This window comes from Actinomyces sp. ICM39, assembly GCF_000282935.1.
Lineage (GTDB): Bacteria > Actinomycetota > Actinomycetes > Actinomycetales > Actinomycetaceae > Pauljensenia > Pauljensenia odontolytica_B.
Window position 1 is genome coordinate 1 of sequence record NZ_ALCB01000067.1, and the last position, 12,132, is coordinate 12,132.

Genomic DNA, 12,132 nt, shown 5'->3' on the forward strand with positions numbered 1-12,132 from the left:
CGCTACCGTCGACCGAGGTCGTGAAGCAGTCACTGCATTGCAGAAGTACCCACGATGTCGACGACCATCACGTTTGCCTGTGCCGGGGCACCCGATTGCGCTTGCGAAGCCGGGATCGGGACAACAAGGAGGATACGGGAACCAACCGTGTATCCGGCCAGACCCGCGGTCGTCACGGCTTCCTCGACGGGTGCTTGACTCCAGCTGGACTGAGTCTGTCCGCTCGCTCCGAAGCCACCAGCAACCGCCTTGTACAGGAACGATTCCCCGTCTGCGAGTTCCTCGCCCGAGCCCTTGTAGATCGTGTAGATCTTCCGCTCGGTGGGTGCGGCAACGCTCTCGTCGATCGCCAGGGTCGGCTCGACACCGGGATCACCGGTCACGGTCACACCGGCGGGCAGCTCCTCGCCTGTCGCCGTTGCGCCGCTGAGAACCGACTCGTCGGCCAGGTTCTCGGTGGCAACACCCAGGATGTCAACGACGAACACCAGCGTCGAGTTCGCGGGGATCGAGGCGTTACCCTGAGCTCCGTAGCCGAGGGAGGCGGGGATGACCAGCTCGACGCGGTCACCCACGTGGGCGTGCGCCAGGCCGTAGCCCCAACCCTTCACGACCTGCGCGAGGGAGAACTCAATGGGCTGACCCTTCTTGAAGGACGAATCGAAGACGGTGCCGTTCCATAGCGCGCCAACGTAGTTGACCTTGACCTTCGCGCCGGGGCACACGACCGCTCCGTCGCCTTGCTTAAGGGTCTTGACGAGGACCTTATCGGTCGGCTCGCTTCCCTTACCAGCGGCGATCACAGGGGTGTCGTCACCGGAGATCGACGGGAAGTTACCCGTGCCGCTGCGGTCGACGTTCGCGTTCTGGTCGGCGGAGTCATCCGTCGAACAGGCGGAGTAATCGATCTCAGCGGGGGCGGAGGACGAGGAGGCGTCGGTGCACGCCGCGAGTCCGAAGACGAGCGCGGCGGCGCCAGCGAGGGCGCCGAAACGGCGCAGAGAGGACATCATGGAATGGTGTTCTTTCGGCTCAGTGGAAGGATTCGCCGCAGGCGCAGGTGTTCTGGGCGTTCGGGTTATCGATCGTGAAGCCCTGACGCTCGATGGTGTCGGCGAAGTCAATCGTGGCGCCGCTCAGGTAGGGGACGCTCATGCGATCGACGACGACCTCAACGCCGTCGAAGGAACGAATCGCGTCGCCGTCGAGCGTGCGATCGTCGAAGTACAGCTGGTAGATGAGGCCGGAGCAGCCACCGGGCTGAACGGCGATGCGCAGGCGCAGGTCGTCGCGACCCTCCTGCTCGAGGAGGCTCTTGACCTTCGCGGCTGCGACGTCGGTCAGAATGACCTCGTGGGTGGGAGCCTGAGTTGCGGACTCGGACATGATGCTCCTTTTCGTGACGAATAGACGTATTCCCTTGACACACTACTCCCCCGCGGGCGCCCCGCGCCACGGGTGGAATGCGCGCTTAGCGTAACCAGGTACAGGCGACGCGGCGTCCAGCGTCTTCGAGCGTGACGGATCCCTCCGTCTCGAAGACACCGTGAAGCCCCCATTCGGCCTTCTCGAAGTGCGACAAGCTGGATCTGTGGGTGATGGCGACGACCGGCAGCGCGTGCGTCGCAGCCGCCCGGGTGATGCAGTCGAGGGTCGACTCGGCGAGCAACGGCGAGGCCAGTTCGGGCTCGGCAACAATCACGAGGTCGACGCCGTCAAGAGCTGTTTCCAGGCCCAGTAGCTGCGACAGTAGATCACCCGTGGCGACGATACGCCCGCCGATGGCCGCGATGACGGCTCCGACACCGCCTCCGGCGCCGGAACCACGCTGGCGCGCCGGGTGGACGTCCACTCCGTCCAGGAGCTGGTGACGACCAAGCGGGCGATGGGCAAACGCCTGCGTGAGAGCGGCGGTGAGAGCCGTGTCCTGATCCTCAATTGGCTCCAGATCCGGCGCGACGGCGAGGACCGAATCAAGCCCCAGTAGCGGGCGTGCGGTCGACGCCGCGCACACAAGATCCACGCCGGCATCGCTCACGAGAGCCTGCGCGCGCGTCAGGGCATCGGCGAGTGCCTCCGGTTGCCGTGGGTCGATGCCAGGGGCACCCAGGAGGCCTTCAAGGAAGCCCACACCGCAATCGGGAGAGGAATTATGCCCGCCCTCGACAATCACGGCGGAACCGTTGCGAAGTGAATCGGCCACGCGCTCACCCGCCTCGCACGACGACGAGGCGTCGGTGGGCACGCGCACGAACGAGGCCTGGGAGTCCAACGCGGCCACGGCCTCGTCGAAGGTCGAACCGGTTCCAAACGGAACCGTCGCCACCACCGGGTCCGAGGAGCCGACGAGGACGCCCCGGCGGATGGCGTCGAGTGCCTCACCGGTCGGCAGGGCGGGAACTCCCCCGTCCCACCGACCGGCGATAACGACACGACTCACAGGGACGCCACGCGCGTCAGCAGAAGAGCCTCAGCGAGAATCGCGGCCTTGAGATCCGAAATCGACTGCGACTCGTCCTCGGAGTGGGCGTTCGTCATCGGGTCTTCAACACCGGTGACGACGACCTGAGCGTTCGGGAAGATGCGCTGGAAGTCCGAGATGAACGGGATCGAGCCGCCCACACCGATGTTGACCGAGGGAACACCCCAGGCCTCGGTAAGAGACTCGTGCAGAGCCTTCGTCACGGGGGAATCCATGTCGGCCTGGTAGCCGGCACCAGCGTCCTCGGCCGTAACCTCGACGCGCGCACCGAAGGGGGCATGGGAGAGCAGGTAGTCCACGAGCTTGGCCTGGGCCTCGGCGGGATCCACGCCCGGCACCGTACGCATCGACAGGCGGAAGCGCGTGTGCGGGGCAATCGTGTTCGAGGCGTTGGAGACCGGACGAGCGTCGAAACCGATGACCGAGATCGAAGGCTTGGTCCACATGCGGGCGGCGATGTCGCCCGAGCCCGCCAGCTGAAGGCCCTCGACCATACCGGCCGCGGCACGCAGCTCCTCTTCCGGCCAATCAACGTCCGCGTGATCCGAGCCGCCCAGGCCAGGAACCGCGACGTCACCCTTTTCATCGAAGAGCGAGGCGATGAGCATCGAGGAAATCGCGACGGAGTCGAGCAGCGGGCCGCCGAACGCGCCCGAGTGCACCGCGTGGTCGGCGACGGTCACGTCGACGGTCACAATCGCATTGCCGCGCAGCGTCGAGGTGACGGCGGGCTCACCCACCTTCCAGTTCGACGAGTCCGTCACGACGATAACGTCGGCGGCAAGCTCATCCTTGTGGGCGTCGAGGAACGCCGTGAACGACGGGGAACCAATCTCTTCCTCGCCCTCAATGAACACGACGACGTTGACGGGCAGGTCCTGGCCCAGGATCGACAGCGAACCCAGGTGCACCGTGATGCCCGCGCCGTCGTCGGACGAGCCACGGCCGTAGATGCGGTCGCCGCGGACCTCGGCCTTGTAGGGATCCATGCTCCAGCGGTCGAGCTCGCCCACAGGCTGCACGTCGTGGTGTGCGTACAGCAGAACCGTCGGCGCGCCCTCAATATGAGGCGTGTGAGCGACGAGGGCGGGCTTGCCCTCGGTGCCATCTTCCGCAGTCTCACGCAGCACCTTGGCCTCCAAGCCGAGGGCGGCGAAACGCTCACGGATGTGCTCAGCGCTGCGCTCCACGTCGGCCGCATGCGCGGGATCCGACGACACCGACGGGATCGCGACGAGCTGCGTGAGCTCCTCCAGCAGGGACGGGAAGGCAGCCTCCAGGCGCTCCTTCAAAACGGACGTGGACAGTGCATGTGAAGTATCAGCCATACGACCAGGGTAGACCATGGGAGTGCGAGGCGGGCGGGCTATCCGCTAGCCTTGAAGCGTGTTTGGACGAAGCAAGAACAACAACGACGAGACCTCGATGAATGTCGAACCCGTCTCCACGACGCCCGACGGCAAGAAAGGCCGCCCCACGCCGACGCGTAAGGCAGCCGAGGCCGCCCGCATCCGCCCCCTGGTCCCCAAGGACCGCAAGGAGGCCAAGCGCGCCGCCCGCGCCGCCCGCAACGCGCGTTTCGACGCCGAACAGCGCGCGATGATCACCGGTGAGGAAAAGTACCTGCCTGCCCGCGACAAGGGCGCTGCGCGGCGTTTCGTGCGCGACTATGTGGATGCGCGCCACTCCTTCTCCGAGTGGATCCTCGCCTGCATGATGGTCTCGTTGGTGCTTCTCATGGTGACCCAGATGTTCACGAGCTCGATTCCGCTGCACCTTCAGGTGTACGCCCTGTACGGGTCGACCGCCCTCATGTACGGCTCTTTCATTATCACTGCCGTTGAGGCCATCCTCGTGTGGCGCAAGGTCAAGCGTCTCTTCACCGAGGCGCACCCCCGCGAAGATATTCCCTCGGGCACCGGTTACTACACCTTCTCCCGCATGATCATGCCGCGCCGCTGGCGTTCGCCGCGCCCGCAGGTCGACCGCGGGCAGTTCCCGAAGTAGTCCTTATTGTCGTCGGCCCCGCCCCATCCACATGGGCGCGGGGCCGACGTGTTGTATCCACAGGGATTGCGGCGACCCTACCTGTATCCACAGGGGTTGCAGTGGCACTGGCCATCACGTCCTCGCGTGCATGATCCTGTCCGTGTCGGAGCATCGGCGCTCCGTCGCAAACGACAAGGAAGCATCATGCACACAACGACCACACTGCCCGCCGGCTGCGACATTTTGCTCGACGAGGAGGAACCCTGCCCCGAGGGCATGTACGGCCCACCTCGATGGCTCGACGATCGGGGTATCTCCGCCCTGTTGGCTCCCTACCTGTGCGATGGGTGGGACCTGGGCGACTACGCACGCTTCGCTGACCTGTCGGGGGCGGATGCCCGTCAGCTCGCATCCTTGCTGCCGAAGGACGCGCGCAACGATCGGCAGAACAACGCCCCTCGGATCATCGACCTCCTGCGCGCTGCCGCCCGCGTCGATGGGCTCACCCTCGAGGGATACGTCATTCGCGCGCCTCGTCGGGACGAACGGGTCAGCATCGACACCGTGCTCGTCCCCGAATCCGCGATCATCGCAGTCGCCGGCGCTCCCATCGACGAGGCGCGCTATCCGAGTTATCAGCACTGGCTGACCCTCGCCTCGGTCCTTGGCCTCGGCGAGGACGCGATCCCGCCCGACGAGATGCGCGTGCTCATTCGAGACGGATCATCCACGCGGTGGTGGTGGGCTTGGTGGGACTGATCAACTATCCTTGGAAGCATGATCCGACGCGCGTACAACTGGGCTTTCACACACTTCATTTCGCGTTCCAACCCGGAGGATGCTCACCACTGGGGTCTGGGAGCGATTTCCTTGGCCGGACGATTCGCCCCGACGCGCGGGCTCATGCGCGCCACGCTGGGCCATCTGGATCCGGCCCACTCCCCCACGCGCGTCGTCGGAGGCGTCGAGGTCCCCCTGACCCTGGGTGAGCGTCGCCTCCCGTCCCGCCTCGGTCTGGCAGCCGGCATGGACAAGGATGCCGAGGCCGTGCTCGGCATGTGCGCCCTCGGCTACGCCTTCGTCGAGATTGGCACCGTGACTCCCCGTCCCCAGCCCGGCAACGACGCACCGCGCCTGTGGCGCCTCATGGAGGAGCGCGGCCTGCGCAACCGCATGGGCTTCAACAATGCCGGAGCAGATGCCGCCGCCGAGAAGCTGCGCGAGCTGCGCTCGACTCCTGCGGGCCGCGCCGCGATCGTCGGCGCCAACATCGGCAAGAACAAGGTGACGTCTGAGGCGGACGCCCCCGCGGACTACGAGTACTGCGCGAAGACGCTCGCCCACTGGGTGGACTTTGTCGTCGTCAACGTCTCCTCCCCCAACACGCCCGGCCTGCGCGACCTGCAGTCCGTCGATCACCTGCGCCCGATCCTGCAGGCCGCTCGCCGCGGCTGCGAGGCAGGTGCTCCCGATCGCACCATGCCGCTCTTCGTCAAGATCGCTCCCGACTTGGCCGACGAGGACATCGTGGCCGTCGTCGAGCTGACGAAGGAGCTCGGCCTGGCGGGTGTCGTCGCCACGAACACGACGATCAACCACGATCTGGGCGAGGGCGGCGTCTCCGGCGCTCCGCTTCTGCCTCGCGCGCTCGAGGTCGTCTCTCTGGTGGCCCGTCACCTCGACGACGAGCAGATCCTCATCGGTACCGGCGGCATCTCCTCTCCCGAAGATGCGCTGCGCATGATCAGCGCGGGTGCGGACCTGGTCGAAGCGTTCTCCGCGTTCATCTTCGAGGGCCCGTCTTGGCCGGGCGAGGTCTCGCGCGCCCTCCAGCGGGCGTGAGGGACCGCCGTGATCATCGAACTCACCAGCGCGGATCTGAGCGCAGATTCGCGCCTGGACGACTACACGCGCCTGAAAGACGTCAAGCTTCGTTCCAAGATCGAACCGGAACGCGGCCTGTACATGGCCGAATCCGCGAACGTCATCGAGCGTGCGATCCGCGCGGGGCATCACCCGCGCTCCTTCCTCATGTCGAGGCGTTGGCTGCCCACCCTGACAGAGCTGATCGAGACCGCCACCAGCGCTCCCGACGGCGCGGACGTCCCGGTCTTCGTGGCCGACGAGGACATCCTGGAACAGATGACGGGCTTCCACCTGCATCGCGGCGCCCTGGCCGCCATGCAGCGCCCCATCCTTCCCAGCCTTGACGAGCTGCTCGCAACCGCTCACGGCGGCACCCCGGCGCGTCGCATCGTCGTCTTGGAAAACCTCGTCGACCATACGAACGTCGGCGCTGCGTTCCGCAGTGCGGCGGCTCTCGGAGTGGACGCCGTCCTGGTGACTCCCCAGTGCGCAGATCCCCTCTACCGGCGATCCGTGCGGGTCTCCATGGGAACCGTCTTCCAGGTTCCGTGGACTCGCCTGCAGTCCTGGCCGGGCGACATCGCCGCCCTCCAGAAGGCGGGCTTCACCGTCGCTTCACTGGCCCTGTCGGATGACTCGGTCTCCCTCGACGACTTCGCATCGCTTCCCGCCCTCCAGGGGCCGGACGCACGCCTCGCAATGGTGATGGGTACCGAAGGCGACGGCCTGGGGCGGCGCACCATCGCGGCCTCCGACTACACCGTCAAGATCCCCATGGACCACGGGGTCGACTCGCTCAACGTTGCAGCCGCATCCGCCGTCGTCTTCTGGGCGACCAGGGGCATTGGCGCACAGTAACGCACCCGCGCAAGACACAGCGGCCGCGCGATCGCCGCAAGCACCGCAGCCGCACACAACGAGGCCGGAGCTGGATACCCAGCCCCGGCCTCGTCAATATGTCACACGACGGGTCAGCTCATGGATGCCACGATCTCGTCGATGACGTCCACGCATTCTTCCCATCCGGACACGGCGCGCGTCGCGTAGCCGGCGGCCTTGACGGGGTAGTCATTGCCTTCCGGATCCAGGCGGTCGCCAATGAAGAGCATCTCGGAAGCAGGGATGCCCGTCTCTTCGACGAGCTTGCCCATGCCGAACGCCTTGTCGATGCCACGGGTGGTGATGTCGACCGAGGTCGAGCCCCCGCCGCGAACATCGAGCTCGGGCACGTCGGGCTGCACGGCGTCACGCAGAGCGGCCTTCTTGGTGCCGTCCGGATCCCAGGCGCGCTTCGCGTCGAGCGGAGCCTCCTGACCCAGGGCGGAGAAGGTGATCTGCGAGCCGCGGTCCTCGATGATGTTGCCCCACGGGTTGGACTCCCACAGGCCGAGCTCACGCGCGTGACGCTCGAGCGAGTCGATCGCGCGGGCGGCCACCTCGGGGTCCAGGTCGTGCGCGTAACGCTCGACCCACGCGCCACCTTCATAGCGGTAGTAGCGCGTGCCGCAGGTGGGCATCAGGTGCAGCCGAGAGAGTTCCTCATCCGTGGCGTGCAGGTTGTCCAGCACCTGGGTGCGGAACTGGCCCATCTGACCGCCGGAGATGATGCACACCTCCACGTGGTCCAGCAGGGAACGCAGCGCGACGTCCATGCGGGCCGGCAGCGGCGACTTCGAGGGCGCCAGGGTGTCATCGAGATCAAAGGCCACGAGCTTCACGATGCCACCCTACTGCTTCGCAGCTTCCGCGGCTTCGATAGCGCGCTGCGCGGCCTCAGTCTCTTCATCGGTGGGCACCGACAGAACCTGAAGCAGCACGACGGACGCGACGAGGCCACCCCACACGAGCAGGATCGTCAGGATCATCAGAGCGATAGCGGGAGCGGTCACTTGGCGCCTCCTTCAATCGAAGCGGTGTCATCGGCGTCGTCTGCGAGGATCTGGGCGACCGTCGCGTGGGTGTCCACCGGGCGGTGCTTCCACGGGATGAGAGTGAAAATCAGAGACGCGATGACCGCGACCGCCACGGAACCCCAGCCGAAGATCAGCACGTAGCTGCTGGGGTAGCCCCCGTAGCCATCCTTCAGGATCTGCACGATCGACATCGCCATCATGACGAAGAGGACGACCGGAATGACGATGCCGACGAGGGGCTCCCAGAGCTTGGGGACCTTCACGCTGGACACCGAGTTGATGTGTGCACGGAGCACCCCAAGGCGGGGGCCGGCAACCGCGCACAGGACGGCGAACATGATCGCCGAGGACACGACGCCAACCGAGTTGATGAAGTTGTCGACGATGTCGAGGTTGTTCAGGCCCGATCGGGTGCCGAAGAGCACCAGCGAAATAGCGGTCGCGGGAACACCAAGAACGAGAGCCGAGCGAGCGGGCGACCAGCCGAACTTGTCCTGCAGGCCACCGGAGACGACCTGAAGCAAGGAGAGCAGAGAGGTGACACCGGCCAGAACGAGGGACGAGAAGAAGAGCACGCCGAAGAGGGGCCCACCGGGCATCATCGAGATGATCTTCGGGAAGGTCACGAAGGAGAGGATCGGGCCGGTCAGGCCCTCGACCTCGGAGACGCTCACGCCGCCCTGGTGTGCCATGAAGCCGATGGCGCTGAAGACGCCGATACCCGCGAGGATCTCGAAAGAGGAGTTCGCAAAGCCGGCAACCAGAGCGGTGCCCGTCAGGTTCGACTTGGGCTTGAGGTACGAGGCGTAGGTCAGCATGATGCCGAAGCCCACGGACAGCGAGTAGAAGATCTGCGCGAAGGCGGCCAGCCACACGTTGGGGTCGGCCAGCGCGCTCCAGTTCGGTGTGAAGAAGGCGTTGAGGCCTTCGACGGCGCCCGGCAGGAAGAGGGCTCGGACGACGAGGGCGAGGAAGAGGATGACGAGGAGCGGAAGGAAGATCTTGTTCGCTGCCTCGACGCCCTTGGACAGGCCGCGACCGATGACGAAGAGCACGAGCACCCACACGAGAGCGAGGGGAATCATCACAGACCATGCCGGCGCCCAGGAGAAGGTGTCGCCGGGAACAACCTGCAAGAAGGAGTCAGTGAAGAAGGTCGTCGGGTCGGCGCCCCAGGCCTCGTTCACGGAGTAGATCGTGTACTGCACGCCCCACGCGAGGACCGCACCGTAGTAGACCATGATGACGAAGCAGACGAAGGTCTGGAACCAGCCGATGAACTCGCCGCCTCCGAGGATCTTACGCAGCGCCCACGGCGGTGAACCGCGGAACTTGTGGCCGACCGCGTAGTCGAGCCACAGCATGGGGATGCCAACGAAGATCAGGGCAACCAGGTACGGGACCAGGAAGGCGCCGCCGCCGTTGGAGTAGGAGACGCCGGGGAAACGCCAGATGTTGCCCAGGCCGATGGCCGAGCCGATGGCTGCCAGGAGGAAGCCTGTCTGGCCGCTCCACGAGTCACGCGCGCGAGGCGCGGATTTGGATGCGGAGGATGACATGAAGTGAGTTCCTTGCAATCGTGTCTATACGGGATAATTCCCAGCCAGACTAGGGCCGATACACCGGGAAGTCTCCCAGAGTCCACGATACAGAACGTGTTTTTGGCCTCTTTTTGACGGGTTCTTTGCTGACCGGGGCCCGATCCGACACCCCGAGAGCAGAGCTGATGCCGACAAACCCGAGTTAGGAAACAACCCCACACGCATGGAAAATCGCTGCAATTCCAACGACGACGGGCAGCGACGCAAAGGTCGTCAGGAGGACCGTTCCCTGCGCGATGCGCTCCCCCGCCCCTGCACGCGTCGCCGCGATGTACGCGTTTTGCGCCGAGGGCAGCGCCGCCATGATCGTCACCGACATGAGTGCCGGGCCACTCAGCCCAAGGAGCATCCCGACGCCGCACGCGATCGCGGGCTGGAGGGCAAGCTTAGCGACGACGGCGCACGCGATAGCGGGTGCCCCCGCGTCGCCGGTCGCGGTGCGGCGGTCCACAAGGGCGGCGCCGAAAGACAGCAGGATCATCGGGGGCGCGGCCGCCCCCAGCATGGACGTGGACACGTCGAGAAGCGTCGGCATCGACCACCCGGCCGCGGAAAAGAGGAAACCGAACGCCGCCGCAATGACCATGGGGTTGCGCGCGATAACCGTCACGATGCCGCGCGCAGACGGGCGCTGGCCAGATCCAGCCAGATCCGCCAACACGAAGAACATCGGCGTGAAAAAACCGAGCTGAAACACCAGGATGGGCACGACCGCAGAAGCATCCCCCAGCACGTAGACCGCGATCGGGATGCCGATATACGCGCCGTTATTGAGGGACGAGGCCATGGCCCCCAAGGTGGTCTCGCCCCGCGTCAGGCGCAGGAACAGACGGGCAACGGCCACGAAGAGGAGTGCTGTGCCTACACCCGAGGCGGCTGCCACGGCGAGCGGGGCCCCGAATACGCCAGACGTCCCCGTTGAGACGATCGCGTGGAAGAGCATGGCCGGGGACGCCACCCAGTACGTCACCGACGCGAGAGAGCCCGCCGCCTCGGGACCGAGCGCACCCGCGCGGCGAGCGATCCAACCGATGCCGATGATGAGGGCGATCGAGAGGACCGACCAAACAATCGACGCCATGCGAAGAGGAGACCCGTCAGCGCCAGGAGGCCACGGCCTCATCGACCTTGGTGAGGGCCGATGCGATTGCCATGTGCATATCCAGGTACTGGTAGGAGCCCAGTCGACCGCCGAATAACACGTTCTTCTCCCCCGCCGCCATGTCACGGTAGGCGGCGAGCGTCGAGCGGTCTGACGGTGAGGCGATCGGATAGTAGGGCTCGTCCCCGGGGCGGGCGAAGCGCGAGTATTCGCGCTGGATGATCGTGTTGGTCGCACCGCTTCGATCCCGCTCGGGGTGCAGGTGCGCGAACTCGTGGATACGCGTGAAGGGCACGTCGCGATCCGAGTAGTTCATGACGGAGCAGCCCTGGTAGTCGGGCACGTCCACGACCTCGGTCTCGAAGTCGAGGGTACGCCAGCCGAGCTCGCCGGCCTCGTAGTCGAAGTAGCGGTCGATCGCGCCCGTGTAGACAACCGGGACCTGGCCGACGGACGCGGCCTTCGAGAACGGCGAGGAAGCATCGAAGAAGTCCACGCCCGTGTGCACGGTGATACGCGGGTGATCGACCATGTTTGCGATCCACGCGCCGTAGCCGTTGAGAGGCAGGCCCTCGTAGCGGTCCTGGAAGTAGCGGTTCTCGTAGGTGAAGCGCACGGGCAGGCGCGTGATGATGGAGGCTGCGAGCTCGCGCGGATCCGTCTGCCACTGCTTGGCCGTGTATCCCGCGATGAATGCGTCGTAGAGGGGGCGGCCGATCAGGCTAATCGCCTTCTCCTCGAGGTTGCCGGGTTCGCCCGTGATCTCGGCGGCCTGCTGCTCAATGAGCGCGCGCGCCTCCGCCGGCGAGTAGGCAGCTCCGAAGAACTGGTTGATCGTGCCCAGGTTGATGGGCAGCGGGTAGACGACGCCCTGGTAGTTGGCGTAGACGCGATGGCGGTAGTCGTTGAATGCCGTGAATCGGTTGACGTAGGACCACACGCGCTCGTTCGACGTGTGGAAGAGATGGGTGCCGTAGCGGTGCACCTCGACGCCGGTGGCCTCGTCAATCGACGAGTAGGCGTTGCCTCCAATGTGGTCACGACGCTCGATGACCGTCACGTTCATACCGAATCGCTCCGCGGCCTCGCGGGCGAACGTCAGGCCAAAAAAGCCCGATCCAACAACGAGCAGATCCACGCTACTCCCCTTTCACGGTAGTCAGGACAATGGTAGCGGCC

Annotated in this window: 13 protein-coding genes; 4 read left to right on the top strand and 9 right to left on the bottom strand. The window is 65.8% G+C overall.

Translation table 11 applies throughout. From position 1 onward, the window contains the following. Positions 1 to 29: 29 nt before the first annotated feature. The 4 genes from HMPREF1137_RS03830 to HMPREF1137_RS03845 form a co-directional block, all read right to left on the bottom strand. Positions 30 to 1,013, bottom strand: coding sequence for an FKBP-type peptidyl-prolyl cis-trans isomerase (locus HMPREF1137_RS03830; protein ID WP_007589162.1), 984 nt, complete (start codon positions 1,011 to 1,013; stop codon positions 30 to 32). 19 nt (positions 1,014 to 1,032) lie between these two features. Then, entirely contained in the window at positions 1,033 to 1,386 is a 354-nt protein-coding gene (gene erpA, locus HMPREF1137_RS03835) for an iron-sulfur cluster insertion protein ErpA (RefSeq protein WP_003792846.1), read from the bottom strand. Positions 1,387 to 1,471: 85 nt separating this feature from the next. After that, positions 1,472 to 2,440 carry a glycerate kinase gene (locus HMPREF1137_RS03840; protein ID WP_007589184.1) on the bottom strand — a complete coding sequence of 323 codons (969 nt, stop codon included), beginning with the start codon at positions 2,438 to 2,440 and terminating at the stop codon, positions 1,472 to 1,474. Continuing rightward, complete coding sequence (locus HMPREF1137_RS03845; protein WP_007589187.1) at positions 2,437 to 3,810, bottom strand: M20/M25/M40 family metallo-hydrolase; 1,374 nt, start codon at positions 3,808 to 3,810, stop codon at positions 2,437 to 2,439. The genes HMPREF1137_RS03840 and HMPREF1137_RS03845 overlap by 4 nt, the downstream gene beginning before the upstream one ends. Before the next feature lie 97 nt (positions 3,811 to 3,907). On the opposite strand from HMPREF1137_RS03845, the gene HMPREF1137_RS03850 reads away from it, so the two are divergent. The 4 genes from HMPREF1137_RS03850 (at position 3,908) to HMPREF1137_RS03865 (ending at position 7,195) form a co-directional block, all read left to right on the top strand. Further along, the gene (locus HMPREF1137_RS03850) at positions 3,908 to 4,489 is read left to right on the top strand and encodes a DUF3043 domain-containing protein (protein WP_034496744.1); all 582 of its coding nucleotides are present in this window, start codon (positions 3,908 to 3,910) and stop codon (positions 4,487 to 4,489) included. 186 nt (positions 4,490 to 4,675) lie between these two features. Beyond that, entirely contained in the window at positions 4,676 to 5,230 is a 555-nt protein-coding gene (locus HMPREF1137_RS03855; protein WP_007589186.1) for a hypothetical protein, read from the top strand. A gap of 18 nt (positions 5,231 to 5,248) precedes the next feature. Continuing rightward, entirely contained in the window at positions 5,249 to 6,313 is a 1,065-nt protein-coding gene (locus tag HMPREF1137_RS03860; protein ID WP_007589158.1) for a quinone-dependent dihydroorotate dehydrogenase, read from the top strand. Between the two features lie 9 nt (positions 6,314 to 6,322). Next, complete coding sequence (locus tag HMPREF1137_RS03865; protein WP_007589147.1) at positions 6,323 to 7,195, top strand: TrmH family RNA methyltransferase; 873 nt, start codon at positions 6,323 to 6,325, stop codon at positions 7,193 to 7,195. Positions 7,196 to 7,308: 113 nt separating this feature from the next. Here the strand turns inward: HMPREF1137_RS03865 and HMPREF1137_RS03870 are convergent, their stop codons facing one another. The 5 genes from HMPREF1137_RS03870 to glf form a co-directional block, all read right to left on the bottom strand. After that, complete coding sequence (locus HMPREF1137_RS03870) at positions 7,309 to 8,055, bottom strand: HAD-IIB family hydrolase (protein ID WP_007589181.1); 747 nt, start codon at positions 8,053 to 8,055, stop codon at positions 7,309 to 7,311. Positions 8,056 to 8,064: 9 nt separating this feature from the next. Further along, positions 8,065 to 8,226 (bottom strand): methionine/alanine import family NSS transporter small subunit, encoded by a 162-nt coding sequence (locus HMPREF1137_RS09930; protein WP_007589176.1) that lies wholly within the window; start codon positions 8,224 to 8,226, stop codon positions 8,065 to 8,067. Beyond that, positions 8,223 to 9,809 carry a sodium-dependent transporter gene (locus HMPREF1137_RS03875; RefSeq protein WP_007589194.1) on the bottom strand — a complete coding sequence of 529 codons (1,587 nt, stop codon included), beginning with the start codon at positions 9,807 to 9,809 and terminating at the stop codon, positions 8,223 to 8,225. Before HMPREF1137_RS03875 ends, HMPREF1137_RS09930 begins: the two co-directional genes overlap by 4 nt. Positions 9,810 to 9,993: 184 nt before the next feature. Then, positions 9,994 to 10,932: an AEC family transporter gene (locus HMPREF1137_RS03880; RefSeq protein WP_007589154.1), complete on the bottom strand. Its 939-nt coding sequence runs from the start codon at positions 10,930 to 10,932 to the stop codon at positions 9,994 to 9,996. 16 nt (positions 10,933 to 10,948) lie between these two features. Continuing rightward, positions 10,949 to 12,091 (bottom strand): UDP-galactopyranose mutase, encoded by a 1,143-nt coding sequence (gene glf / locus HMPREF1137_RS03885; RefSeq protein ID WP_007589190.1) that lies wholly within the window; start codon positions 12,089 to 12,091, stop codon positions 10,949 to 10,951. Between the last annotated feature and the right edge of the window lie 41 nt (positions 12,092 to 12,132).

Excerpts from the sequence above, each read along its gene's own strand:
- HMPREF1137_RS03830 (WP_007589162.1), bottom strand. The coding sequence starts at position 1,013 with ATGATGTCCTCTCTGCGCCGTTTCGGCGCCCTCGCTGGCGCCGCCGCG.
- erpA (WP_003792846.1), bottom strand. The coding sequence starts at position 1,386 with ATGTCCGAGTCCGCAACTCAGGCTCCCACCCACGAGGTCATTCTGACC.
- HMPREF1137_RS03845 (WP_007589187.1), bottom strand. The coding sequence starts at position 3,810 with ATGGCTGATACTTCACATGCACTGTCCACGTCCGTTTTGAAGGAGCGC.
- HMPREF1137_RS03850 (WP_034496744.1), top strand. The coding sequence starts at position 3,908 with ATGAATGTCGAACCCGTCTCCACGACGCCCGACGGCAAGAAAGGCCGC.
- HMPREF1137_RS03855 (WP_007589186.1), top strand. The coding sequence starts at position 4,676 with ATGCACACAACGACCACACTGCCCGCCGGCTGCGACATTTTGCTCGAC.
- HMPREF1137_RS03860 (WP_007589158.1), top strand. The coding sequence starts at position 5,249 with ATGATCCGACGCGCGTACAACTGGGCTTTCACACACTTCATTTCGCGT.
- HMPREF1137_RS03875 (WP_007589194.1), bottom strand. The coding sequence starts at position 9,809 with ATGTCATCCTCCGCATCCAAATCCGCGCCTCGCGCGCGTGACTCGTGG.
- HMPREF1137_RS03880 (WP_007589154.1), bottom strand. The coding sequence starts at position 10,932 with ATGGCGTCGATTGTTTGGTCGGTCCTCTCGATCGCCCTCATCATCGGC.